The 23359-nt window shown below is 62.0% G+C and carries 23 protein-coding genes; 16 read left to right on the top strand and 7 right to left on the bottom strand.

What is annotated here, in order from left to right:
* Positions 1–12 precede the first annotated feature (12 nt).
* From AC5STI_RS04055 to grxD, 6 genes are all read left to right on the top strand, one after another.
* Complete coding sequence (locus AC5STI_RS04055) at positions 13–918, top strand: LysR family transcriptional regulator (protein WP_475051932.1); 906 nt, start codon at positions 13–15, stop codon at positions 916–918.
* 642 nt (positions 919–1560) lie between these two features.
* A complete protein-coding gene (gene purL / locus AC5STI_RS04050; protein ID WP_495445673.1) occupies positions 1561–3726 on the top strand; it encodes a phosphoribosylformylglycinamidine synthase subunit PurL in 2166 nt (721 codons plus the stop codon).
* 89 nt (positions 3727–3815) lie between these two features.
* Positions 3816–4334, top strand: a complete 519-nt coding sequence (locus AC5STI_RS04045; RefSeq protein WP_495445672.1) for a hypothetical protein — start codon at positions 3816–3818, stop codon at positions 4332–4334.
* A 65-nt stretch (positions 4335–4399) separates the two neighbouring features.
* A complete protein-coding gene (locus tag AC5STI_RS04040) occupies positions 4400–4636 on the top strand; it encodes a BolA family protein (protein ID WP_027237713.1) in 237 nt (78 codons plus the stop codon).
* Between the two features lie 5 nt (positions 4637–4641).
* Positions 4642–4875 (top strand): hypothetical protein, encoded by a 234-nt coding sequence (locus tag AC5STI_RS04035; protein WP_495445671.1) that lies wholly within the window; start codon positions 4642–4644, stop codon positions 4873–4875.
* A 107-nt stretch (positions 4876–4982) separates the two neighbouring features.
* On the top strand, positions 4983–5345 hold the full coding sequence (gene grxD / locus AC5STI_RS04030; RefSeq protein ID WP_490397496.1) for a Grx4 family monothiol glutaredoxin: 363 nt from the start codon (positions 4983–4985) through the stop codon (positions 5343–5345).
* Between the two features lie 82 nt (positions 5346–5427).
* Here the strand turns inward: grxD and AC5STI_RS04025 are convergent, their stop codons facing one another.
* On the bottom strand, positions 5428–5823 hold the full coding sequence (locus tag AC5STI_RS04025) for a cell division protein ZapA (RefSeq protein ID WP_475051922.1): 396 nt from the start codon (positions 5821–5823) through the stop codon (positions 5428–5430).
* Positions 5823–6659, bottom strand: a complete 837-nt coding sequence (locus AC5STI_RS04020) for a coiled-coil domain-containing protein (RefSeq protein WP_495445670.1) — start codon at positions 6657–6659, stop codon at positions 5823–5825. The genes AC5STI_RS04025 and AC5STI_RS04020 overlap by 1 nt, the downstream gene beginning before the upstream one ends.
* A gap of 244 nt (positions 6660–6903) precedes the next feature.
* Between AC5STI_RS04020 and tkt the strand changes: the two genes are divergently transcribed.
* Both tkt and AC5STI_RS04010 read left to right on the top strand, forming a co-directional pair.
* The gene (gene tkt / locus AC5STI_RS04015) at positions 6904–8925 is read left to right on the top strand and encodes a transketolase (RefSeq protein WP_495445669.1); all 2022 of its coding nucleotides are present in this window, start codon (positions 6904–6906) and stop codon (positions 8923–8925) included.
* 115 nt (positions 8926–9040) lie between these two features.
* Positions 9041–9763 (top strand): hypothetical protein, encoded by a 723-nt coding sequence (locus AC5STI_RS04010; RefSeq protein WP_495445668.1) that lies wholly within the window; start codon positions 9041–9043, stop codon positions 9761–9763.
* A 29-nt stretch (positions 9764–9792) separates the two neighbouring features.
* Here the strand turns inward: AC5STI_RS04010 and AC5STI_RS04005 are convergent, their stop codons facing one another.
* Positions 9793–10764 (bottom strand): DUF808 domain-containing protein, encoded by a 972-nt coding sequence (locus AC5STI_RS04005; RefSeq protein ID WP_495445667.1) that lies wholly within the window; start codon positions 10762–10764, stop codon positions 9793–9795.
* Between the two features lie 245 nt (positions 10765–11009).
* Between AC5STI_RS04005 and gap the strand changes: the two genes are divergently transcribed.
* Together gap and AC5STI_RS03995 are read left to right on the top strand one after the other, a co-directional pair.
* Positions 11010–12011, top strand: coding sequence for a type I glyceraldehyde-3-phosphate dehydrogenase (gap, locus tag AC5STI_RS04000; RefSeq protein ID WP_495445666.1), 1002 nt, complete (start codon positions 11010–11012; stop codon positions 12009–12011).
* Positions 12012–12086: 75 nt separating this feature from the next.
* Positions 12087–12230, top strand: a complete 144-nt coding sequence (locus tag AC5STI_RS03995) for a hypothetical protein (protein ID WP_475051912.1) — start codon at positions 12087–12089, stop codon at positions 12228–12230.
* A 149-nt stretch (positions 12231–12379) separates the two neighbouring features.
* On the opposite strand, the gene coaD is transcribed toward AC5STI_RS03995, so the two are convergent.
* The 3 genes from coaD to AC5STI_RS03980 all read right to left on the bottom strand — a co-directional run bounded on the left by coaD (position 12380) and on the right by AC5STI_RS03980 (position 14362).
* The gene (gene coaD / locus AC5STI_RS03990) at positions 12380–12880 is read right to left on the bottom strand and encodes a pantetheine-phosphate adenylyltransferase (RefSeq protein ID WP_475051909.1); all 501 of its coding nucleotides are present in this window, start codon (positions 12878–12880) and stop codon (positions 12380–12382) included.
* 95 nt (positions 12881–12975) lie between these two features.
* Positions 12976–13410 (bottom strand): CBS domain-containing protein, encoded by a 435-nt coding sequence (locus AC5STI_RS03985; RefSeq protein WP_490397503.1) that lies wholly within the window; start codon positions 13408–13410, stop codon positions 12976–12978.
* Between the two features lie 55 nt (positions 13411–13465).
* On the bottom strand, positions 13466–14362 hold the full coding sequence (locus AC5STI_RS03980) for a LysR family transcriptional regulator (protein WP_495445665.1): 897 nt from the start codon (positions 14360–14362) through the stop codon (positions 13466–13468).
* A gap of 136 nt (positions 14363–14498) precedes the next feature.
* Between AC5STI_RS03980 and AC5STI_RS03975 the strand changes: the two genes are divergently transcribed.
* The 3 genes from AC5STI_RS03975 (at position 14499) to AC5STI_RS03965 (ending at position 17987) form a co-directional block, all read left to right on the top strand.
* Complete coding sequence (locus tag AC5STI_RS03975) at positions 14499–15998, top strand: CoA-acylating methylmalonate-semialdehyde dehydrogenase (protein WP_490397505.1); 1500 nt, start codon at positions 14499–14501, stop codon at positions 15996–15998.
* 203 nt (positions 15999–16201) lie between these two features.
* The gene (locus AC5STI_RS03970; protein WP_490397506.1) at positions 16202–17236 is read left to right on the top strand and encodes a fatty acid desaturase; all 1035 of its coding nucleotides are present in this window, start codon (positions 16202–16204) and stop codon (positions 17234–17236) included.
* Positions 17237–17384: 148 nt separating this feature from the next.
* Positions 17385–17987 (top strand): L,D-transpeptidase, encoded by a 603-nt coding sequence (locus AC5STI_RS03965; protein ID WP_495445664.1) that lies wholly within the window; start codon positions 17385–17387, stop codon positions 17985–17987.
* A gap of 84 nt (positions 17988–18071) precedes the next feature.
* Here AC5STI_RS03965 and AC5STI_RS03960 read toward each other — a convergent pair whose 3' ends face one another.
* Positions 18072–19910, bottom strand: a complete 1839-nt coding sequence (locus tag AC5STI_RS03960; protein WP_495445663.1) for an O-linked N-acetylglucosamine transferase, SPINDLY family protein — start codon at positions 19908–19910, stop codon at positions 18072–18074.
* Between the two features lie 221 nt (positions 19911–20131).
* Between AC5STI_RS03960 and AC5STI_RS03955 the strand changes: the two genes are divergently transcribed.
* The 3 genes from AC5STI_RS03955 to mmsB are packed head-to-tail and all read left to right on the top strand — an operon-like array spanning position 20132 to position 23241.
* Entirely contained in the window at positions 20132–21271 is a 1140-nt protein-coding gene (locus tag AC5STI_RS03955; protein ID WP_495445662.1) for an acyl-CoA dehydrogenase family protein, read from the top strand.
* 51 nt (positions 21272–21322) lie between these two features.
* Positions 21323–22369 (top strand): enoyl-CoA hydratase/isomerase family protein, encoded by a 1047-nt coding sequence (locus tag AC5STI_RS03950; RefSeq protein WP_495445661.1) that lies wholly within the window; start codon positions 21323–21325, stop codon positions 22367–22369.
* Positions 22366–23241: a 3-hydroxyisobutyrate dehydrogenase gene (gene mmsB, locus AC5STI_RS03945; RefSeq protein WP_475051888.1), complete on the top strand. Its 876-nt coding sequence runs from the start codon at positions 22366–22368 to the stop codon at positions 23239–23241. The genes AC5STI_RS03950 and mmsB overlap by 4 nt, the downstream gene beginning before the upstream one ends.
* Positions 23242–23359 lie beyond the last annotated feature (118 nt).

The raw sequence follows: 23359 nt of genomic DNA, 5'->3' as shown, positions 1-23359 counted from the left end.
AAAGTAACGGATATGGATTGGGACAAGCTCAGAATATTTCACGCGGTGGCGGACGCGGGCAGCCTGACCCATGCCGGCGACAAGCTGAACCTGTCGCAATCGGCGGTCAGCCGCCAGATCCGTGCGCTGGAGGAAAGCCTGAACGCCACTCTGTTCCACCGGCATGCACGCGGGCTGATTCTCACCGAACAGGGTGAGCTTCTGTTCGACGCTACCCAATCCATGACCAGCCGCCTGGACGCTGCCGCTGCGCGTATCCGTGACAGCGAAGAGGAAGTGTTCGGCGAGCTGCGGGTGACCACCACCGTCGGATTTGGCACCCTGTGGCTGGCTCCGCGGCTGACCAAGCTTTATGAGCAGTACCCCAACCTCAAAATCGACCTGATGCTGGAGGAACGTGTGCTGGACCTGCCGATGCGCGAGGCCGATGTGGCCATCCGCATGAAGGAGCCCAGCCAGGCCGACCTGGTGCGCAAGCGGCTGATGACGGTGCGCATGGGGCTATATGCGACACCGGAGTATCTGGAGAAGCACGGCAACCTGGAAACCTCTGCAGACATTTCCCAGCACCGCCTGATCTGCCAGAACCAGAGTTCGGCGCAGGTCGGTTCTGCCGCCGTGCTGGGCAAGAAACTGATGGCGCTGGATCCGGCATCGCTGCTGACCGTGAACAACTATTTCGGCGTTCTGCAGGGTGTTCTGCACAATCTGGGCATCGGCATTCTGCCGGACTATGTAACAGAAGAGTTCCCGCAACTTGTCGAGGTGCTGCCGCACGAGGACCAGAACGAGGTTCCCGTTTACCTGGCTTACCCGGAAGAGCTGCGTCATTCGCAGCGGGTCGGTGCCTTCCGCGATTTCGTCCAGTCCGAGATCATGGAACACCGCAAGCATATGAAAGCGCTGGGCAAGCTGTGATCCCGCCCGCCTCCGGATCAGTCCGCTCCTGCTGCGTTGCGGCAAGCGGACTGGCATCCGGGCTGCCTTGCAAACAGAGCGCCGCCCAAGCCATGCAAAAACCGCATAGCAGCATTGACGCTCATTTGTTGTTAATCCCCTTGAAGGGGCAGGCCCGGAGCCCTAAATGAACCTCATGAAGGCGGCGGCAACGCCCCCCTTCATACCTCCCTGTTGGACTTCGGCCGAGCTTAGTGCTCGGCCTTTTTTTTGGCTGTAACCCATTGGCCTGTAACAGCTCTTAAGGCGCTGCAAACATCGGCCTCTGGTATTGGGCTAACAGTATGCATGTCTGTCTCCGGCCATAGACTGCCCCTGCTGGATAGCATCAGAATGAAAAAACTTGCCCGAAAACATTTGACGTTTCTTGCCGTCTACATTCGCAATGCTTGTATTTTCAGCAGCTTGCCTGGCCCAAGCCGCAATTTCCGCCGATTTGACAACCCTGCAATGCCATCTGCTGCCCAAAGAGATGGAGGCGGGCATGCTGCGGCGCAAAGACGCCTCCGGCGGCATCTGCAGTGGATTCGTTTAATTCCACTTCCCCCGCGCCCCGCCTTGCCCTAAAAGGCGCGCAATCGCAGCCATTGGGGACGTTTACGGATGCAGGAACCCGCCATCACGCCTGAATTGATTGCCAATCACGGGCTGAAGCCCGAGGAATACGATCTGATCCTCGAAATCATCGGGCGGGAGCCGACCTTCACCGAGCTGGGCATTTTCTCGGCGATGTGGAACGAGCACTGCTCCTATAAGTCCTCCAAGAAATGGCTGCGCACCCTGCCGACCGACGGTCCGCAGGTGATCTGCGGCCCCGGTGAAAACGCGGGCATCGTGGACATTGGCGACGGCGATGCCGTTGTTTTCAAGATGGAAAGCCACAACCACCCCTCCTACATCGAGCCCTACCAGGGCGCGGCAACCGGGGTTGGCGGCATTCTGCGTGATGTTTTCACAATGGGCGCGCGGCCCATCGCCTCGATGAACTCGCTGTCCTTCGGCGAGCCGTCCCACCACAAGACCCGTCAGCTGGTCAACGGTGTGGTTGAGGGCATCGGCGGCTACGGCAACTGCTTTGGCGTTCCTTGCGTTGGCGGCGAAGTCCGCTTCCACCCTGCCTACAACGGCAACTGCCTGGTCAACGCCTTTGCGGCGGGCCTCGCCAAGACGGACGGCATTTTCTACTCCGCTGCCTCGGGCGTTGGCATGCCGGTAGTGTACCTGGGTGCCAAAACCGGACGTGACGGCGTCGGCGGCGCCACCATGGCTTCCGCGGAATTCGACGACACAATCGAGGAAAAGCGCCCCACCGTTCAGGTCGGCGACCCCTTCACTGAAAAGCGCCTGATGGAAGCCACGCTGGAGCTGATGCAGACCGGCGCGGTGATCTCGATCCAGGACATGGGCGCCGCGGGCCTCACCTGTTCGGCCGTGGAAATGGGCGATAAGGGCAAACTGGGCGTGCGCCTGGACCTGGAGAAGGTTCCGCAGCGCGAAGAGAACATGACCGCCTACGAGATGATGCTGTCGGAATCCCAGGAGCGGATGCTGATGGTTCTGAAGCCGGAGCTGGAAGCCGAGGCGCGCGCGGTGTTCGAAAAATGGGACCTGGATTTCGCCATTGTCGGCGAAACCATTGCCGAGGACCGCTTCCTGATCATGCACAACGGCGAAGTGAAGGCCGATCTGGTGCTGTCGAAACTGTCCTCCACCGCGCCGGAATACGACCGCCCGTGGGTGGAAACCCCGGCCGCCGAGCCGCTGACCGACGCGGATGTGCCTACCATTGACCCGATTGACGGGCTCAAGGCGCTGCTGTCCTCGCCGAACTACGCAGGCAAGCAGTGGGTTTACGAGCAGTACGACACCACCGTGATGGGCGACACCCAGCGCCGTCCGGGTGCCGGTTCCGGTATCGTGCGTGTGCATGGCACCGACAAGAAACTGGCCTTCACCTCCGACGTGACCCCGCGCTACGTCAAGGCAAACCCGTTCGAGGGCGGCAAGCAGGCGGTGGCAGAGGCCTACCGCAACCTGACTGCTGTGGGCGCCAAGCCGCTGGCAACCACCGACAACCTGAACTTCGGCAACCCCGAAAAGCCTGAGATCATGGGCCAGTTCGTCGGCGCCATCAAAGGCATCGGCGAGGCGGTTGCCGCGCTCGACATGCCGATCGTCTCCGGCAACGTGTCGCTCTACAATGAAACCGACGGCAAGGGCATCCTGCCGACCCCGACCATCGGCGCCGTGGGCCTGATTGCCGCGGGCGAAGAGCCGATCATCGGCGAGGCGCGCGACGGCCATGTTGCCCTGCTGGTGGGTGAAACCGTCGGCCATCTGGGCCAGTCGGCGCTGCTGGCGGAAGTTTTCAACCGCGAGGACGGCGACGCCCCGGCGGTGGACCTGGAAGCCGAGAAGCGCAACGGCGAGTTCATCCGCGCCAACCGCGAGCTGATCAAGGCCTGCACCGACCTCGGCGACGGCGGCCTGGCGCTGGCGGCGTTCGAAATGGCGGAGGAAGCCGGCGTCGGCGTACAGATCGACGCGGGCGACACCCAAACCGTGTTCGGCGAGGACCAGGCGCGTTATCTGATCGCCTGCAACTTCGACCAGGCCGAAGCGCTGATGCTGGCCGCGGGCCAGGCGGGCGTCACCATCACAACCGTCGGCAAGTTCGGCGGCGACATGGTGAAGATCGGTGGCTCTGAGGCGCCGCTGGCCGAGCTGAAGGAGATCTTCCGCTCCAGCTTTGCCGCTGCTGTAGCCTGACCGCTCGCACCGCCGGGCAGCGCTCGTTACAATACAAAGGGCGGGATGGCACAGCCGTCCCGCCTTTTCCTTTGACCGGGGACCTGCCCATGACCCTTCCCGACCTGAAAGAGGATTGCAGCCGCTGCGCGGGCCTTTGCTGCGTGGCCTATCCGTTTGAAGCGCAAGAGGATTTCGGCCTCCTGAAGGACGCGGACACCCCCTGTCCCAATCTCGCTCCGGACTTCCGCTGCACCATCCACGAGGATCTGGAAGCCTGCGGTTTTGGCGGCTGCGTGGCCTATTCCTGCGCCGGCGCCGGCCAGCGGGTGACACAAGACCTGTTTGACGGCGAAACCTGGCGGGATGACCCGGACTTGTTGACCCATATGACCCGCGCCCTGCGGGTGCTGCGCCCGATCCACGAGGCGCTGCTGGTGCTGGAGGAGGCCGCCGCCCTGCCCCTGCCGGAAGACCTGCAGGCCCGGTGTTCTGAGCTGACCCGTGCGCTTTGCCCGGAAAACCCGGCTTCGGTCTGGGATTTCGAGGATGACAGCGTGCAAGAGGCCCTGGCCAGTCTTCCGGACTTCGTCGAAAGCCTCGCGCCCTTCGCCCAGGACGGCTGCTAATCCTGCTTGCACAGCCCCCGGCGCCCCCCTACATTTTTACCGAACAAGACAAAGGACTTCCCCGGATGCCCATGCAAGCCCATGAAATCGAAGAACTGCTGCGCGAAGCCTTCCCGGACGCCGAAATCCAGGTCGGCGGCACCGATGGCGTTCACATGTCGGCGATGGTCGTCGACGAAAGCTTCCGCGGCAAAAACCGCGTCCAGCAGCAGCGCGCCGTGTATGCCGCGCTGAAAGGCAAGATGGACGGCCCCGACGGCGAATTGCACGCCCTGGCGCTGACCACCAAGGCGCCGGAGTAGGATTCGTGTCTCTCTTCGCCTCCATCCTGGTGCTCGGCATTGTGGTGATGACCGCCGTTGTTGCGGCCGTGTCCCAGCGCCGCCGCCCGCTGGAGGAGGACGATGAGGACCCGGATTACCACACCCTGCGCTCAGACTATCAGTCGGGGATGGGCGGCGGCTCCGTCCGCACATGGAAAGTCCCGAAAGACCCGCAGGAATACGCACGATTTTTCGTTCCCAAGAACAAGGCGAAATAGCGTTGCACTGAGCCCTGCATCGCCTGCGGGGCGGATTGGCAAAACCCGCGAAACTGCCTATATGACGGCCAACGCAAACGGCGCAGCAGCCGAAAGGATACTGACTTATGACCGACGCAAAGACCCGCATCGACGAAACCGTCAAAGCCAATGACGTGGTGCTCTACATGAAAGGCACCAAGGAAATGCCGCAGTGCGGCTTCTCCTCGCGTGTGGCGGCGGTGCTGAACTATATCGGCGTGGACTACACCGACGTGAACGTTCTGGCGGATGAAGAGATCCGCGCGGGCATCAAGGACTACTCCGACTGGCCGACCATTCCGCAGCTTTACGTCAAAGGCGAGTTCGTCGGCGGCTGCGACATCATCACCGAGATGACCCTGTCGGGCGAGCTGGACGGCATGTTCGAGGACAACGGCATCGCCTTCAACAAGGACGCCGCCGACAAGATCCGCGAAGCGAACGGCTGATCGCGGCTTCTGTTTTAAAAGGAAAAAGGCGCCCTGCGGGGCGCCTTTTTTCGTTTCAAAAAGACCCAAGGGAACGGTGCCCTCAGCCCGCGGATTTTTCTTCGATCTCCTGGGCCAGCGCCTCGCTTCGGGCCGCGATCTCGGCCAGCGCCTCGGTGACCATCGGCGGCACTACCGGCACTTCAACACGCTCCGGTTCCGGCGCTGGCGCGTTCTTCAGCGCCTCCAGCTCCTGCACGCGTTCCGCCAGTTCAGCCTCCACTTCCTTGATCCGGTCTTCGACGGCAGCGGTCTTGTCCGCCAGCATCAGACCGGCCATCAGGAGCATCCGCGCCTCGGGCATGCGGCCGATCTGATCTGACAGCACCTGCGCCTCATCGTCCAGCATCTTGGCGGCAGAGTGCAGATAGCTCTCCTCGCCCTCCTGGCAGGAGACCTCAAAGCCGCGGCCGCCGATATGAATGGTCACTTCGGGCATCAGACTTCCTCCCCTTCCGGCAGGTTGCGGGCGTTGGCCAGCAGCGGCTCCAGCTTGGCCAGAACCGCGTTCACTTGAGCCTGGTCGCTGGCTTGGGCTGCGCGCAGCCCCTCAATTTCGGCTTCCATCGAGGCATTGATCAGCCCGGCATCGCCCAAGCTCTGGGCGTTGGCCTCGCGCAGCGCCGCGTTGGAGGCGCGCAGCTCCTCATTGGCCTGGCGCAGCTGCTGCAGTTCGGTATCCAGCCGCAGCAGGGCTTCGTTCTGGCGTTCAATCTCCGCACTCATGCCAGAGTCTGCGGCCGGCGCTGCCGCGGCTTGCCCGCCATTCTCCTCAGCCTCTTCCAAGCGGGCTTTCAGGCTGTCGTTTGCAGCCTGAACCTCGGTGAGCTGATCCTCCAGCTTCTCTTTCTCGCTCGCCGCCGTGTTGGCGGCGGCTTCCAGCTGGCCCCTGAGACGCTCAACCTCAGCCCGCAGCGCTTCCTTCTCCGCCGGGTCGCCCGCCTCATTGCGCAGCAGCTGCAGCTCCGCCTCCATGGCCGCAACATCACCGCCATCGGCAGGCGTCTTGCTTTCGGCCTCCTGCAGACGGGCGTGCAGCACCTTTACCCGCTCTTCCAGCTGGGCGTTGGCGGTTTTTTCTTCGTCCAGCGCCTGCTCCAGCGCCTCATTTGCAGCACTTGCCGCAGCCGCTTCCGCTGCCTGGGCAGCTTCGGCGACGGCTTCAGCCGCCTTGACCTTGTCCGCCTCGCGGGCCTCCTGCAGCGCTGAGGTGCCCGCACTGATGCGCTCCAGCGCGGCCTGGATGCGGCCTTGCAATTCTTCGATCTGGTTCATGCCTGTCCCTCACCCGTCCACATCAGTTCACTCTTTTTTCCGGCACCTGCGCGAATCGCGCACGCGCCGCTGACATGGGGCCAGTTATTCCCCTTCAGGGATAAAACACCCCCCCTTGTCTTTCAACCACTTGCCGCGCCAACTTCGCGCAAGCCAGCAGACATGCGCGCAACCATGCTTGATCTTTGGCTCATCGCTGTTATTGAGCGCAGCAATTGCCTGTAACGCCAAAGGAACAATCCAAGTGGACCTGACAGCCCTGCGCACCGCCAATCCCGAGCATTGGAACAAGGCCGCCGCAATCCGCGCGCTGGCTCTGGACGCCGTCGCCGCCGCCAACTCCGGCCACACCGGTATGCCCATCGGCATGGCCGATGTGGCGACCGTGCTGTTCGAAAAGCACCTCAAATTTGATGCATCCAACCCGTCCTGGCCGGACCGCGACCGGTTCATCCTGTCGGCGGGCCACGGCTCGATGCTGATTTATTCGCTGCTCTACCTGGCCGGCGACAAGCAGGTCACCCTGGATCAGATCAAGAACTTCCGCCAGATGGGCGCGATCACCGCGGGCCACCCGGAGAACTTCCTGGTCGATGCCGTCGAAGTGACCACCGGCCCGCTGGGCCAAGGCATCTCCAACGCTGTCGGCTTTGCCATGGCAGAGGAAATGCAGCGTGCCCATTACGGCCGCAAGGTCGTGGATCACCACACCTATGTGATCGCCGGCGACGGCTGCCTGATGGAAGGCATCAGCCAGGAAGCCATCGGCCTTGCAGGCCGCCACCAGCTGGGCAAGCTGATCGTGTTCTGGGACAACAACAACATCACCATCGACGGTACCGTTGAACTGTCCGACCGCACCAACCAGGTGCAGCGCTTCAAGGCGTCGGGCTGGCAGGTGCTGGAAATCGACGGCCACGACCCCAAGGCCATCGACGAGGCCATCGAGGCAGCCAAGAAGTCCAAGAAGCCTTCGATGATCGCTTGCAAGACTCACATCGCCCTGGGCCACGCCGCGCAGGACACCTCCAAAGGCCACGGCGCGCTGACCGATCCCGAGCAGCTGCAAGCGGCCAAGGACGCCTACGGCTGGACCGGCGGCCCGTTCGAGGTTCCCGCGGACATCAAGTCCCAGTGGGAAGAAATCGGCGCCCGCGGCAAGTCCGAGCGTGAAGCCTGGGAAGCCCGCTTTGCCGAGCTGTCGCAGCAGAAGCAGGACCGCTTCAACCGCGCCTATGCGCTGGACGCGCCCAAAAAACTGTCCGCCGCCATCAAGGCGCTGAAAAAGCAGGTGAGCGAGGAGCAGCCCAAGGTTGCCACCCGCAAGTCGTCCGAGATGGCGCTGGGCGTCATCAACCCGCTGATGCCGGAAACCGTGGGCGGCTCTGCCGATCTCACCGGCTCCAACAACACCAAGACCGGCGACCTGGGCGTCTTTGACACCGACAACCGCAAGGGCCGCTATGTCTACTGGGGCATCCGTGAGCACGGCATGGCCGCAGCGATGAACGGCATGGCCCTGCACGGCGGCATGCGCCCCTACGGCGGCACCTTCTTCTGCTTCACCGACTATGCCCGCCCGGCGATGCGCCTGGCCGCGCTGTCCAAGATCCCGACCGTGTTCGTGATGACCCACGACTCGATCGGAGTCGGCGAAGACGGTCCGACCCACCAGCCGGTCGAGCATCTGGCCATCTGCCGCGCGACCCCGAACACCTATGTGTTCCGCCCGGCCGACACTGTTGAGACCGCCGAAGCCTGGGAAATCGCCATCACCGCCAAGGAAACCCCCTCGGTGCTGGCCCTGACCCGTCAGAACCTGCCCACCGTGCGGACTGAGCACAAGCTCACCAACATGGTCGAAAAAGGCGCCTATGTTCTGGCCGAGGCCGAGAACAAGCGCCAGGTGATCCTGATCGCCACCGGCTCCGAGGTCTCCGTTGCGATGGAAGCCAAGGCCAAGCTGGAAGCCGAAGGCATCGGCACCCGCGTCGTTTCCATGCCCTGCATGGAGCTGTTTGCCGAGCAGAACGAAGCCTACCGCCGCAAGGTCCTGCCCGCAGGTCCGGTGCGTGTGGGTATCGAGGCCGCTGTACGTGACGGCGGCTGGGACCGCTGGCTCTTGGGCGAGCGCGGCCAGGAGAAGAAAGCCGGTTTCGTCGGCATGGACCGCTTCGGCGCCTCCGCCCCCGCAGGCGAGCTATTCGAACGCTTCGGCATCACTGCCGAGGGTACAGTGGCGCAAGTGAAAGAGCTGCTGGGCTGAACGGTTTACGCAGAAAGACAAGTTGACTAGACGCCTTCGGGCGTCTTTTCATTTAAGACTTTCAGCTCTGCAGAACTCTCAGCAGGAAACCGAATAGGGAACGTGAGGAAGTCATATGAAGGTAGTGCCAGTTGTCCTCGCGATTTCAGCAATACCAATTGCTTGGCTCGGCGTATCTTTTTTCATCGAACGTGCAGCATCGTGTCCTACTTCTGAAGACCTAGCGCGTGGTATTATTTTCGAGGAAGAGCTCGCAAACGACCATGGGTACATTGTCAAGTCCCACCGCAAAGATTCAGATAATGACACTATTACGGCAAGCTACTTCTTAACGGACGGAAAACTGGAAAGGCTTTTTGAGACCTTTAACGAAACTGCGTCTGCAGTTGACAAAGACATAACACCAGCAACCACAGCAACGTGGATTACGAAAAAGAGCAATGGCTTGTACAACTTGTTGCAGCAACAAGCCGAGGGAAGCAACCGCACTTCCTACGAGTACTCGGCTGTCCCCACTGAACTCGTACTAAGCTATCCTGACGATGAAGTTTTTTACACCGTACAATGGTTCCGCGATAACAAAACTTGGCTTAGGGAAACAAGGTCGAGGGTGACAAAGAGAGGCTCTGTTCACTTTGGCTCGTGCACCTATGTCGCGCTGCAAATAGAAAACAACGGTTATAGAACAAGCCCTGAAGGTGTCAGAAAGAGGGAGAAGCAGTTACTCGTGTACATTCCTGAACTACTATACTCATTGCGTGGTCTCCTATCTGAAAGCCGCCCAATCAAGGTTCGTCATCGCCAAGACGGCGACTTTTTTCCAGACGCAATTGAGTGATTTTCCGTTTCTAGTCACTGGGCTTCAGATCATTTACTGCCGCCCTCGCCAGTTACCTTAGCGGTTAGCGGCCCGATCACCTTGGTCGCCAGCGGGATCAGCAGCAGCCCCAGCGCCACGCCAAACACCCCGTCCATCGCTGCCTTTGCGCTCCATTCGGCAAAGCCATTCCAGGCTGCAGGCACCGCGTGGCCGACGGCATAGGCCCAGTCGTGGATGTGGTGGCCCAGCCAGCCAAAGCCCAGCACCTCCAGCCCGTGGATGATGATGGAGCCTCCGACCCACAGCATCGCCGCAGTGCCGACCACCGACAGGATCTTCATCAGCACCGGCATGAATTTCACCAGCCCGCGCCCCAGGCCCCGGCCCGGAGACGTCAGCGCGTTCTGCGCCAGGTAAAGCCCCACGTCATCCATCTTCACGATCAGCGCGACAGAGCCGTAGACCGCCAGCGTCACGCCGATTGCCACAACCGCCAGCGTTGCCGCCTGCATCCAGACGCTCGGTGCCTCAATGGCGGCCAGCGCGATGGTCATGATCTCCGCCGACAGGATGAAATCAGTCTTGATCGCGCCCTTGATCTTCTGCTCCTCCAGATGGCCCGGGTCCTTGATGCTCATGTCCTCGTCAATGGCGTGGCTGGCATGGGGAAACAGCACGTGAAAAATCTTCTCGGCCCCCTCGAAACACAGGTAAGACCCGCCCAGCATCAGCAAGGGCGTGATCAGCCAAGGCGCGAAATTCGCGAGCAGCATCGCCACCGGCAGCAGCAGGATCAGCTTGTTGAACAGAGAGCCGCGGGTGATGCGCCAGATGATCGGCAGCTCTCGCGCCGGCGCGAAGCCCTGCAGGTATTTCGGCGTCACCGCAGCATCGTCGATGATAACCCCGGCGGTCTTGGCCCCGGCCTTGCCCGCTGCTGCCGCCACATCATCAACAGAGGCCGCCGCCACCTTGGCAATCCCCGCCACGTCATCCAGAAGCGCCAGCAATCCGCTCATGCCAATATCCTCAAAATCTATCCGCTTTAACAGGCAATCTGCCCGCTTCCGCGGCGCAGCACAAGCGTTAGCGCCACCGCGCCGGAACCGCGGATTTCCGTTAACGCCACCGCCGCAAACCGTTACCGCCAACATCATGATTTTGCGCTAACAGTTTCATTTAATGACGCTTTTACCCCTTTAGACCACATCCGCCCCGGTCTATATGGCGGCCAAAGGTTTTTGCTCGCTTGGAGACGTAACTCATGACCATCAAAGTCGGGATCAACGGTTTTGGCCGCATCGGCCGCTGCACCCTGTCGCACATCGCCGCCTCGGGCCGCGACGACATCGAAGTGATCAAGGTGAACGCCACCGGCCCGCTGGAGACCGCAGCGCACCTGATCAAATACGACTCTGTGCATGGCCGTTTCCCGGGCGAAGTGACCATCGGCGACGGCACCATGAACCTGGGCCGCGGCGACATGCAGATGTTCTCCACCTACGACATGAACGAGCTGGACTGGGACGGCTGCGACGTCGTTCTGGAATGCACCGGCAAGTTCAACGACGGTGAGAAGGCGAAGGCCCACCTGGAGCGCGGCGCGAAGAAAGTGCTGCTGTCCGCCCCCGGCAAGAACGTCGACAAGACCATCGTCTTTGGCGTTAACGACGACCAGCTGGAAGCCGGCGACACCATGATCTCCAACGGCTCCTGCACCACCAACTGCCTGGCGCCGCTGGCCAAGGTGCTGGACGAGGCGTTCGGCATCGAGCACGGCATCATGACCACCATCCACGCCTACACCGGCGACCAGCCGACCCTGGACCGCCGCCACAAGGACCTGTACCGCGCCCGCGCCGCCGCCATGTCGATGATCCCGACCTCGACCGGCGCCGCAAAAGCCCTGGGCGAGGTGCTGCCGAACCTGAAGGGCCGCCTGGACGGTTCCGCCATCCGCGTGCCGACCCCGAATGTCTCCGCCGTGGACCTGACCTTCCGCGCAGGCCGCGACGTGACCGCCGAGCAGATCAACGCCGCCGTCAAGGAAGCGGCCGAGGGCCCGATGAAGGGCGTTCTGGGCTTTGAGTCGGCGCCGCTGGTTTCCACCGACTTCAACCACACCCCGGAAAGCTCGATCTTTGCACCCGATCAGACCCGCGTGGTCGAGGACCGCATGGTCCGCGTTCTGGCCTGGTACGACAACGAGTGGGGCTTCTCGGTCCGCATGGCCGACGTGGCCGTGGCGATGGGCAAACTGGGCTAAACGCCCTCAACCCCTTGAGAATTCACGCCCGCTCAGGTTATCTGGGCGGGCGTTTTCCTTTGCGGCGGAGCTTTCATGACCAACCGGATTGCCATTTCCCTGGGCCTGCTCCTGATCGCCGCCGCCATTGTCGACATTGCCCTGTTCGGGGATCAGCACATGATCTTCCTGGGCAAGAAACTGTTCGCCCTGATCGACTGGGTCGCCTTCTGGCGCTGAGCCGCTGTCACCGCTGCTGCTTTGGAGAGCTCCAAGCCCCCCTTCCTTTGGCTTGGCGGCGCCAGCCGCCGCCCGCGCGCAGCGCGCCGCCAAAAGCACAAAGCCGGGCGTCAGCCCGGCTTTGCCTGTGTCCTATGCTGCAAACAGGCTCAGGCGGTCTTGCCCAAACGCGCCAGCAGCTTGTCCTTGACCAGCGGAGAGACGAATTTTGATACATCCCCGTCCAGCCGGGCGATTTCCTTGACCAGCTTGGAGGCAATCGCCTGATGCCGCGCCTCGGCCATCAGGAACACGGTCTCGATCGAACTGTCGAGCGCCCGGTTCATGCCGACCATCTGGAATTCATACTCGAAATCAGCAACCGCCCGCAGGCCGCGCACGATGATCTGGGCCCCCACGTCGCGGGCGCAGTCGATCAAGAGATTTTCAAACGGATGCGCGACGATCTCGGTGCCGGTCTCGTCGCTCAGCTTGGCGCATTCCGCTTCAATCATGCCGACCCGCTCTTCCAGATCGAACAGCGGCCCCTTGTCACGGTTGATCGCCACGCCGATCACCAGCTTGTCCACCAGGGCGCTGGCGCGGCGGATGATGTCGATGTGCCCGATGGTGATCGGGTCGAAGGTGCCGGGATACAGACCCACACGCATGGGCGGCCTCCTGCCTTGTCAGAATTTCTGCGCACGCAAACACATTTGCGGCTGGCAATGCAAGGGGGCAGAAATACGGACCCCGCCCCTGCGGCTCAGTGCCCCATGATCATGTCCTGGAGCGCGTCCTTCTCCATCGCCACCTGCGCCAGCTGCGCCTTCACCGCATCGCCAAGGGTCACGATTCCCACAAGTTTTCCGTCCTCGACCACGGGCATGTGGCGGAACCGGCCCTCGGTCATCTGCTTCAGCAGCTCCCCCACGTTTGACTGGGTGGTGCAGGTCACCAGCTCGCGCGTCATATAGCCGCTGACCGGCTGATCCAGGCAGCCGGCACCCTCTTTCGACAGTTCCCGGACAATGTCGCGTTCTGACAGGATGCCAACCGGCGTCTCGCCATCCGCGGAAACCACCACGGTGCCGAAACGGTTGTCCGACATCACTTTTGCTGCCTCGGCCACGCTTGCATCCGGCTTCACTGTCACGACACCGGTGCTGGCTTTGGATTTCAAAATGACCTGAACAAGCATACGGCAAACCTCCGAAATATTATTGCGTTACAGCAAGGTTTGCCGCAACGCAGCTTCAAGTCAAGGATTCCAGCCGGGCCACCTCGTCGCGGATCCCCTTGGACAGCGCCTGGGCAAAGCGGTTCAGCCGCTCGCTGCGCTGGTCGCCCTGATGGCGCACCAGGTGGAAGCTGCGGGTCAGGCTCACCTTGTCGGTCAGGATCTTGCGCAGCATCCGGTGCGCCGGCAGGCTGAAGTCATGCGCCACGCAGACCGCGGTTCCTTGCGCCGCCATCTTGATCTGGACCGAGACGGAGTTTGAGGCCAGCGCCACCCGCTCCACGCCGATGTCGTTCAGATAGTCGAGTTCCTTGTCGAAGATCATGTCCGGAATATAGCCGATCATCTTGTGGCCCTTCAGATCCTCCAGTTTGGTGATCGGCGGGTGCTCCTTCAGGTAGTGGCGCGAGGCCACCAGATGCAGCTGATAATCACAGATTTTCTGCACCAGCAGCTTGCCCGCAGTGGGCGCGCTGACAGTCACTGCCATATCCGCTTCGCGGCGGCTGAGGTTGATGACCCGCGGCAACGCCACGATCTGAATGTCCAGATCCGGATTCTCCTCAGAAATCTGCGCGCAGACCTGCGGCAGGATGTAATTGGCGGCGCCGTCCGGCGCGCCGATGCGGATCTGCCCGGACAGGGTATCATTGGGACCGGTCAGCGCTTCGGTGCCCGCCCGCATTGCCTGTTCCGCCGCTTCCGCATGAACCAGCAGCCGGTCTCCGGCGGCACTGAGCGCATAGCCTTGGGGGGATTTCACGAACAGCGGCGTCTCCAGTGCCGCCTCGAACCGGGCCACCCTGCGGCCGACTGTCGCCGGGTCCATCTTGAGGACGCGGCCGGCGCCGGACAGGCTCGCCTCCCGTGCCACCGCCAAAAACACTTTCATATCATCCCACTGGGGATCCATCGGCCCGGTTCCTCCGTGTTCCTGCTAACGCCGCGTTAACCTTTTGCGTTCCTGCAAAGCCTCTTTGAAATCTTTCCTCTTTTCCGATGTTTTTTGCAAGCCTAGGATTAAGGCAAGATGAACAGAGGAGGATCCGATGAAAGAACTCGGCCACTTTATCAACGGCAAGATTGTCTCCGGCACCTCGGGCCGTTTTGACGATGTTTTCAACCCGGCAACCGGCGAAGTGCAGTACAAATGCCCGATGGCAAGCGTTGCTGAAACCACCGACGCCATCGAAAAGGCCGCGGCGGCGCAGCCCGCCTGGGGCGCCACCAACCCGCAGAAGCGCGCCCGTGTCATGATGGCGATGGTTGGCCTGATGAACCGCGACATGGACAAGCTGGCCGAGGCGCTGAGCCGCGAGCACGGCAAGACCATCCCGGACGCCAAGGGCGACCTGCAGCGCGGCCTGGAAGTGATCGAATACTGCGTCGGCGCGCCGCAGATGCTGAAGGGTGAGTTCACCGACAGCGCAGGCCCCGGCATCGACATGTATTCGATGCGCCAGCCGCTGGGCGTTGTCGGCTCGATCATGCCGTTCAACTTCCCGGCCATGATGCCGCTGTGGCATGTCGGCCCGGCGCTGGCCTGCGGCAACGCCGTGGTGCTGAAACCGTCCGAGCGCGACCCCTCCGTCCCGCTGATGCTGGCCGAACTGTTCGTCGAAGCAGGCCTGCCCGAAGGCGTGTTCCAGGTGGTGAACGGCGACCGCGAGGCTGTTGACACCATCCTGGACAGCGAAATCATCCAGGGCGTGTCCTTTGTGGGCTCCACCCCGATTGCGCAGTACATCTATTCCCGCGCCACCGCCAACGGCAAGCGCGCCCAGTGCTTCGGCGGCGCCAAGAACCACATGATCGTGATGCCCGACGCCGATCTGGACCAGGCCGCTGACGCGCTGGTCGGTGCAGGTTTCGGCGCGGCCGGCGAACGCTGCATGGCGATCTCGGTTGCGGTTCCGGTTGGCGAGGAAACCGCCGACAAGCTGATCGAAAAGCTGATCCCGCGCATCGAGAAACTGAAAGTCGGCCCCTACACCGCAGGCGACGACGTCGACCTGGGCCCGGTTGTGACCGCGGCCGCCAAGGAACGTATCCTGGGCCTGATCCAGTCCGGCGTCGACCAGGGCGCGGAACTGGTTGTCGACAACCGCGACTTCAAACTGCAAGGCTATGAAGACGGCTTCTTTGTCGGTGCGCACCTGTTCGACCGGGTAACCCCGGACATGGACATCTACAAGCAGGAGATCTTCGGCCCGGTGCTTTCCACTGTGCGTGCAGGCACTTACGAGGAAGCATTGAAGCTGGCGATGGACCACGAGTACGGCAACGGCACCGCGATCTTCACCCGTGACGGCGACACCGCGCGTGACTTCGCCTCCCGCGTGAACATTGGCATGGTTGGCATTAACGTGCCGATCCCGGTGCCGCTGGCCTACCACACCTTCGGCGGCTGGAAAAAGTCGATGTTCGGCGACCTGAACCAGCACGGCCCGGACAGCTTCAAGTTCTATACCCGGACCAAAACCGTGACCTCCCGCTGGCCCTCGGGTATCAAGGAAGGCGGCGAGTTCAACTTCAAGGCAATGGACTAACCCACTGCCTGCAAATCAGAAAAGGCCCCGGATTTTCCGGGGCCTTTTTCTGTTGGGGCAGCCTAGTGCAGACCCGCCACCACGACGGGCGGCGCTTTTACCGGCACGGTCGGGGTTAAAAATAAGGATTTCGGCCAAATTTCCCTTGTTCCGCCGCGTAACTCGTCTATCCGGTCAGCAACGGACAAACAGACGGCAGGCGCATGAGCAAGACACCCGACCCGAACCAGCCGAAGACGGCTGCAAGAACCGCCCGCGACTGGGTCAAGATCCTGGCCCAATACCGCGAACCCAGCCACCTGCGCAGTGCTTTCGAACTGGCGGTGACGGTGGTCCCCTTCCTGCTGCTCTGGGCCTTGGCCTGGTGGTCGCTCTCGATCAGCTACTGGCTGACCCTCGCGCTATCCGTCTGTATCGCAGCCTTCCTGCTGCGCCTGTTCACCATCCAGCATGACTGCGGCCACGGCTCCTTCTTCACCAACCGCCATGTCAGCGACTGGGTGGGCCGCATCATCGGGGTGCTGACGCTGACACCCTATGACGTCTGGCGCCGAACCCATTCGATCCACCACAGCACCCACGGCAACCTCGGCAAGCGCGGCATGGGCGACATTCACACGATGACCGTCGCCGAATACCGCGCCGCCAGCCGCTGGGAGCGGCTGGTCTACCGGCTTTACCGCCACCCGGTGACCCTGTTCGGTATCGGCCCCGGATACCTGTTCTTCCTGCAGAACCGCATTCCCTACGGCCTGACCGGGCAGGCGCGCTATTGGATCAGCGCCATGGGCACCAATGCGTCGATCCTCGCGGCGCTGGGGCTGATCTGGTATTTCGGCGGCCTGATGCCGCTGCTGCTGATTTTCCTGCCCGCCACCCTGATCGCCGCCACTGCCGGCCTGTGGCTGTTCTATGTGCAGCACCAGTTTGAAACCACCCAGTGGACGCAGGATGAAGACTGGCAGCTGCATGACGCCGCCCTGCACGGCAGCTCGCACTACGTGCTGCCGCCGGTTCTGCAATGGCTCAGCGCCAATATCGGCATTCATCACGTGCACCATCTTTACAGCCGTATCCCGTTCTACCGCCTGACTGAAGTGCTGCGCGACCACGCAGAGCTGGCGGAGGGCAACCGCATGACCATCCGCGAAAGCCTGGCCAATGCGCGTCTGCACCTTTGGGATGAAGACAGCTGCCGCCTGCTGTCCTTTGCCCAGGCCCGCAAGCTTTACGCCTGACGCACTGACCGGCGCCGGGCGGCAATATCTTGCCGCCCGGCCCTACACAAACACGTGAAGCGCTGCCGCAGCTCTTTGACACCTCTGGAAATTCCCGTGCGGGTGATTATCTTGCCCGGAGTTTTTGAGCAGCACGGTAGATGGAAAAATGACAAAACTCCGCATCACCCGCCGCGCCACCCTGATGGGCCTGGGCGCGACCCTGGCCACCCCGGCCATCCTGCGCGCGCAGTCGACAGACGCCTTCCCGCAGAACGAACCGGCCATCCGTGAGGAGGTTCCGGTTCAGCGCAATGTCTCTGCGTTCTCACAGCAGGACTGGCAGGATCATTTTGAACAGCTCGGCGCCGGTTGCCTGCTGGCCGACATCAGCTCCCGCGCCCTGCATTACTGGGGCCCGGACGGAGAGACCTACCGCCTGTTCCCTTCCTCCGTACCCATGACCGAAGATCTGACCAAGCGCGGCTACTCCAAAATCGTGCGCAAGGCGGAGAACCCCAGCTGGACCCCGACCCAGTCGATGCGCGAGCGCGACCCGACGCTGCCGGTCCGCATCGAAGGCGGCGCCCCGGGCAACCCGCTGGGCACCCGGGCAATGTATCTGGACTGGCCCGCCTACCTGGTGCACGGCACCCACGACACCCGCAAGATCGGCCGCCAAAGCTCCTCTGGCTGCATCGGTCTTTATAATCAGCACGTCGAAGAACTGTATGAGCTGGTGCAAGTCGGCACCCAGGTCCGGCTGCTCTGAACCGGGAACTCCGCAAGAGCTAAGCTGCCTGCAGAAAGAAGGGGCGCGGAGTTATCCGCGCCCCTTCTTTGTTACCGCCCGCCCTTAGCCCAGGCTTATGTGGTCAGGCTTCAACCCGGTATCAAAGCGCGCCACGGCTTTTTCCATCAGCGCCTCGTAGTTCCGTGTGAAAGTCTCAGTGTCATACAACGGGCCATTACGGATGCCCTCCTTCACGCGGGCCTTCACATCCGCCAGATATTCCGGATCGCGGGCAAGTTTCAGAGCCAGTGCCTGATACTGGTTCGGCGTCGCCGCCGTCAGCTCATCCAGACCAGTTGAGTGCAGCAGGCTGGCAGCAACACGTGCGGCAAACTGCTTGCCGATCTTGGTCACCACCGGCACGCCGGCCCAAAGTGCGTCACTTGCCGTGGTGTGGGCATTCACATTGAACGTATCCAGGAAGATGTCCGCCAGCGGCAGGCGGGCCAGGTGGTCTTCCTGCTCTGCATGACCGGCAAAGACAACGCGCTCCGGATTGACGCCGCGCTTCTTGGCTTCGGCGCGGATATTCTTCTGCACCGCACCGTTAGCCGCGTAAAACCAGAGCACGCTGCCCGGTACCAGCCTCAGAAGTTTCATCCAGATGCCGAACTCGTCCGGCGAAACCTTGTAGGGGCTGTTAAAGGAGCAGAACACCACACCGTTTTCCGGCAAGCCCATGTCTGCCCGTGTAGGCTTGAATTCGGACGCCTTCCGCCGGTCGTCGTTGGACTGGTAGCAATCCGGCATATACAGCACTTTTTCGGTATAGAACCTGCGGTACTTCGGCGGCACGACAATCGGATCTGCAACCATGTAATCCATCGCCTCAACGCCGCTGGTTCCCGGGTAACCAAGGTAAGAGACCTGAATGGGCGCCAGCCGGTGATCAAACAGATTGATCCGGTTTCCGTTTGTATGCCCCTTCAAATCGACCGCGATATCGAGGCCGTCTTCGCGCGCCATAGCGGTAATCGTTTCGCTGGGCATCCCCGAAATCTGCCGGTAGACATCCGCCGCGTCTTCGGCCCGCTGGCGGCCGTCCTGGTCGGTCATTGCGCCGTAGTCGTAGATGTAGATTTCGAACCGGCTGCGGTCGTGCATCTCCAGCATCCGGCCAATCAGGTACATGGTGGCGTGATCCAGGAAGTCGCAGGAGAAATACCCGATCTTTATCTTGCCGGACTTGGCCAAAGGCGCCGTGAAACCGCCAGTGTCGAAGTTGCGCAACTTCTGTGCGCTGGCCGCCTTGATCGAGTGGTTCATCTGAATTTCAGGATCGTCCACGATGCTCAGAAATGAGAACGGATCGACAGAGGTGGTGCTCTTGGAGTGGTTCTTGACCCTTTTCAGCGCCTTGCCTACATCCGTCCAATCGCACTGGCGCCGCTTCAGATACATCAGGCGGGCAAAGACCACGTCGTTGGACGGATCGAATTTCAGCGTATCCTGGAAGTAGTTGATTGCTTCTTCGTCTTGCGAAACCCGCATCAGATAACTTCCGATATAGGCGAGGCATTCCGGATTGTTCGGCTCAAGGCGCAGCGCGTCGACGTGATGCAGGATTGCTTTTTCAGGCAGCCCCATCAGTTCCAGAACTTCCCCGAGTGTGGTGTGGACCAATCGGTTCTTGGGGTCCAGTTCCAGGGCCTGCTTGAGCAGGTAGACCGCATCCGTGCGCTTGCCTTCCACCGCCAACCGGGTGGCGAGCTTTCGCAGCTGTTCTGCATGTTCCTGGGGCGAGGCGTCCCGGACGCCCATCATGCCATGCCGAATATCCATCGCGAAATTGGCCCGCAGATTGCTGGTCACCGCATTGGTGAAGTCCGGCTCACCGGTGGGGCTGCGGCCAGACCCGTTTTGCTCTGAAGCCAGAAAATGCTGCGCCCCTGAATTCGACACTGCGTTTACTCCTTTTGGAATGCCCCGGCAGGATTCACCTGCGAGTGATCGGTTTGAGACAGAGTTTCGCCGAAGTTTCTTAACATTCTCCTCATCAAGCGCGCGCCGCCCTGCGGCATTGCTGCACGGCGGCTTTGCATTTGCGCAGCTTGCCTCAACGTCCTGCCGGCGCTATTAAATAAACAACTGTTCAATTCATTGCGCGACGGGAGGAGCTGAACATGGATTTCGCACTCACAGAGGAACAGCAGGCCATCTTCGACATGGCCCAAGCCTTTGGACAAGAGAACATCGCGCCGCATTCCCGTGAGTGGGAAAAGGCTGGCACCATCCCCAAATCCCTGTGGCCGCAACTGGCAGAGCTTGGCTTTGGCGGCCTGTACGTCTCAGAGGAGTACGGCGGATCCGGTCTCTCGCGCCTCGACGCCACCCTGGTGTTCGAAGCGCTGGCGATGGCTGATCCGGCGGTTGGCTCCTTCCTGTCGATCCACAACATGTGCGGCGGCATGATCGACAAGTTCGGCTCGGAAGAGACCAAGCAGAAGTGGCTGCCCGATCTTTGCACCATGGAGAAGATCTTCTCCTATTGCCTGACTGAGCCCGGATCGGGCTCTGACGCGGCGGCGCTGAAAACCCGCGCCGAGCGCACCAATGAAGGCTACACGCTGAACGGCACCAAGGCGTTCATCTCCGGCGGCTCTTACTCCGACGCCTATGTCGTGATGTGCCGCACCGGCGAAGACGGTCCCAAGGGGATCTCCACCGTGGTGGTTGAGGATGGCAACCCAGGCCTCTCCTTCGGCGCGCTGGAGGACAAGATGGGTTGGAAGGCGCAGCCCACCTCGCAGGTGCAGTTCGATGATTGCGCGATCCCCGCGGACAACCTGATCGGCGAGGAAGGCAAGGGCTTCTCCTACGCCATGGCGGGTCTCGACGGCGGCCGCCTGAATATCTCGGCCGGCGCTCTGGGCGGCGCCCAGGCGGCGCTGAACCAGACCGTTCAATACATGTCCGAGCGCAAGGCCTTCGGCAAATCCATCAACCAGTTCCAGGCGCTGCAGTTCCGGCTGGCGGAATATGAAACCCGCCTGCAGGCCGCCCGCACCTTCCTGCGCCAGGCGGCGTGGAAGCTGGACACTGGTGCGCATGACGCCACCAAGTTCTGCGCCATGGCAAAACTGATGGTCACCGACACCGCCTTTGACGTCGCCAACGGCTGCCTGCAGCTGCACGGCGGCTACGGCTACCTGGCCGACTACGGCGTCGAGAAGATCGTGCGCGACCTGCGGGTGCACCAGATCCTGGAAGGCACCAACGAGATCATGCGCCTGATCGTCGCGCGCCAGCTGATTGCAGAGTAACCTGCAATCAGCACACTGCCCGCGGCAACACATACTGACGGAGCACGCCCGATGAGTGATATCCATATCCGCAAATCCGGCCAGGCCGGCCGCATCACCTTTACCCGCCCCAAGGCGCTGAACGCGATGAGCTATGACATGTGCATGGCCATCGACGCCGCCATGCGCGACTGGGCCGGCGATGACACCGTCAAGCTGGTGGTTATTGACGCCGAGGGCGACAAGGCCTTCTGCGCGGGCGGCGATATTGCCGAGCTTTATGATACCGGCACCAAGGGCGACTATTCCTATGGCCGCACCTTCTGGCGGGATGAATACCGGCTGAACGCGCGGATTTTTGAGTACAAGAAGCCGGTGATCAGCTTCATGCAGGGCTTCACCATGGGCGGCGGCGTCGGCATCGGCTGCCACGGCACCCACCGGGTGGTCGGCGAAAGCAGCCAGATCGCCATGCCGGAAGTCGGTATCGGGCTGGTGCCCGATGTGGGCGGCTCGCTGATGCTGGCGCTGGCGCCGGACCACCTGGGCGAATACCTCGGCATGACCGCAGCGCGGATGGGCGCGGATGACGCCATTCTCGCAGGCTTTGCCGATTATTTCATCCCGCAGGATCAATGGCCTGAGCTGATTGCCGGGCTGGAAGAGACCGGCTCCGCCAAACTGGTAGAGGACGCGGCCAAACCCGCCCCCGAAGGCAAGCTGCGCGGGGTCCGGGAGTATACTGCCAAGCATTTCGGCAAGGACAGCCTGGAAGATATCCTGCAGGGTCTTGAGGCAGACGGCAGCGAATTTGCTGCTGCTGCGCTGAAATCCCTGAACCGCAACTCTCCGCTGTCGATGGCCTGCACCCTGGCGATGCTGCGCCGCCTGCGCGCCGATGGCCCCGCCATCCGCCGCGCACTGGACCTGGAATACCGCTATACATACCGCGCGATGGAAAAGGGCGATTTTCTGGAAGGCATCCGCGCCCAGATCATTGACAAGGACCGCAATCCGCAGTGGCAATACGCCGGCCAGGCAGTGCCCGCATCAGCGGTGGAGGACATGCTGGCGCCGCTCGGCGCGGATGCGCTGACATTTGAGGAGGAACTCGCATGAAGATCGGATTTATCGGACTTGGCAACATGGGCGGCCCGATGGCCGCTAACCTGGCCAAGGCAGGCCACGAGGTGACCGGCTTTGACATGGCCGATGTCAGCATCGAGGGCGTGACGATGGCCGCCTCCGGTGCCGAGGCCGCAGCCGGCGCCGATGCCGTGATCACCATGCTGCCCAACGGCGCCATCCTGCGCTCGGTTGCCGATGAGCTGATCCCGGCCATGGCCAAGGGCGCCAATTTCATCGACTGCTCCACCGTCGACGTGGAATCCGCCCGCGCGGTGGCCGGACAGGCCGCGGACGCAGGGCTCATGTTCGTGGACGCGCCGGTCTCCGGCGGCATCGGCGGCGCGGCGGGCGGCACCCTGACCTTCATGGCAGGCGGCTCGGCAGAGGCGTTTGCCGCAGCGGAGCCGCTGTTCGATATCATGGGCCAGAAGGCGGTGCATTGCGGCGAGGCCGGCGCCGGACAGGCCGCCAAGATCTGCAACAACATGATCCTCGGCGTCACCATGATCGCCACCTGCGAGGCCTTTGCGCTGGCCGACAAGCTGGGATTGGACCGGCAGAAGATGTTCGATGTGGTTTCCACCTCCTCGGGCTACAGCTGGACCATGAACGCCTATTGCCCGGCCCCCGGCGTCGGCCCTCAATCGCCGGCCGACAACAACTACCAGCCGGGTTTCGCGGCCGAGCTGATGCTCAAGGATCTGGGCCTCAGCCAGCAGGCCGCCGCGAGCGCCGACGCCGACACCCCGATGGGCGAACTGGCCATGGCGCTTTACAAGAAATTCGTCGAGGAAGAAGACGGCAAGGGCATGGACTTTTCCGCCATGCTGCCCCGCTTTGAAAAGCGCAGCCGGGAGAGCTGAGCGGACTTGACCGCACCGGCAGCCCTCTGGCAGCCGGTGCGACGTTTTGAAAGGCAGCCCGGAACAGGCTGCCTTTTTCTTCTGGTCTTCGACAATGCCCTTAAAATTCGAGTAAACT

It is taken from the genome of Leisingera sp. CC-HEC096 (genome assembly GCF_059429235.1).
This window is presented reverse-complemented; position numbering and strand designations above follow the sequence as displayed.

What these genes read in the sequence shown, in the direction of transcription:
- AC5STI_RS04055 (WP_475051932.1), top strand. Translation starts at nt 13, where the DNA reads ATGGATTGGGACAAGCTCAGAATATTTCACGCGGTGGCGGACGCGGGC.
- purL (WP_495445673.1), top strand. Translation starts at nt 1,561, where the DNA reads ATGCAGGAACCCGCCATCACGCCTGAATTGATTGCCAATCACGGGCTG.
- AC5STI_RS04045 (WP_495445672.1), top strand. Translation starts at nt 3,816, where the DNA reads ATGACCCTTCCCGACCTGAAAGAGGATTGCAGCCGCTGCGCGGGCCTT.
- AC5STI_RS04040 (WP_027237713.1), top strand. Translation starts at nt 4,400, where the DNA reads ATGCCCATGCAAGCCCATGAAATCGAAGAACTGCTGCGCGAAGCCTTC.
- grxD (WP_490397496.1), top strand. Translation starts at nt 4,983, where the DNA reads ATGACCGACGCAAAGACCCGCATCGACGAAACCGTCAAAGCCAATGAC.
- AC5STI_RS04025 (WP_475051922.1), bottom strand. Translation starts at nt 5,823, where the DNA reads ATGCCCGAAGTGACCATTCATATCGGCGGCCGCGGCTTTGAGGTCTCC.
- AC5STI_RS04020 (WP_495445670.1), bottom strand. Translation starts at nt 6,659, where the DNA reads ATGAACCAGATCGAAGAATTGCAAGGCCGCATCCAGGCCGCGCTGGAG.
- AC5STI_RS04010 (WP_495445668.1), top strand. Translation starts at nt 9,041, where the DNA reads ATGAAGGTAGTGCCAGTTGTCCTCGCGATTTCAGCAATACCAATTGCT.
- AC5STI_RS04005 (WP_495445667.1), bottom strand. Translation starts at nt 10,764, where the DNA reads ATGAGCGGATTGCTGGCGCTTCTGGATGACGTGGCGGGGATTGCCAAG.
- gap (WP_495445666.1), top strand. Translation starts at nt 11,010, where the DNA reads ATGACCATCAAAGTCGGGATCAACGGTTTTGGCCGCATCGGCCGCTGC.
- AC5STI_RS03995 (WP_475051912.1), top strand. Translation starts at nt 12,087, where the DNA reads ATGACCAACCGGATTGCCATTTCCCTGGGCCTGCTCCTGATCGCCGCC.
- coaD (WP_475051909.1), bottom strand. Translation starts at nt 12,880, where the DNA reads ATGCGTGTGGGTCTGTATCCCGGCACCTTCGACCCGATCACCATCGGG.
- AC5STI_RS03985 (WP_490397503.1), bottom strand. Translation starts at nt 13,410, where the DNA reads ATGCTTGTTCAGGTCATTTTGAAATCCAAAGCCAGCACCGGTGTCGTG.
- AC5STI_RS03980 (WP_495445665.1), bottom strand. Translation starts at nt 14,362, where the DNA reads ATGGATCCCCAGTGGGATGATATGAAAGTGTTTTTGGCGGTGGCACGG.
- AC5STI_RS03975 (WP_490397505.1), top strand. Translation starts at nt 14,499, where the DNA reads ATGAAAGAACTCGGCCACTTTATCAACGGCAAGATTGTCTCCGGCACC.
- AC5STI_RS03970 (WP_490397506.1), top strand. Translation starts at nt 16,202, where the DNA reads ATGAGCAAGACACCCGACCCGAACCAGCCGAAGACGGCTGCAAGAACC.
- AC5STI_RS03965 (WP_495445664.1), top strand. Translation starts at nt 17,385, where the DNA reads ATGACAAAACTCCGCATCACCCGCCGCGCCACCCTGATGGGCCTGGGC.
- AC5STI_RS03955 (WP_495445662.1), top strand. Translation starts at nt 20,132, where the DNA reads ATGGATTTCGCACTCACAGAGGAACAGCAGGCCATCTTCGACATGGCC.
- AC5STI_RS03950 (WP_495445661.1), top strand. Translation starts at nt 21,323, where the DNA reads ATGAGTGATATCCATATCCGCAAATCCGGCCAGGCCGGCCGCATCACC.
- mmsB (WP_475051888.1), top strand. Translation starts at nt 22,366, where the DNA reads ATGAAGATCGGATTTATCGGACTTGGCAACATGGGCGGCCCGATGGCC.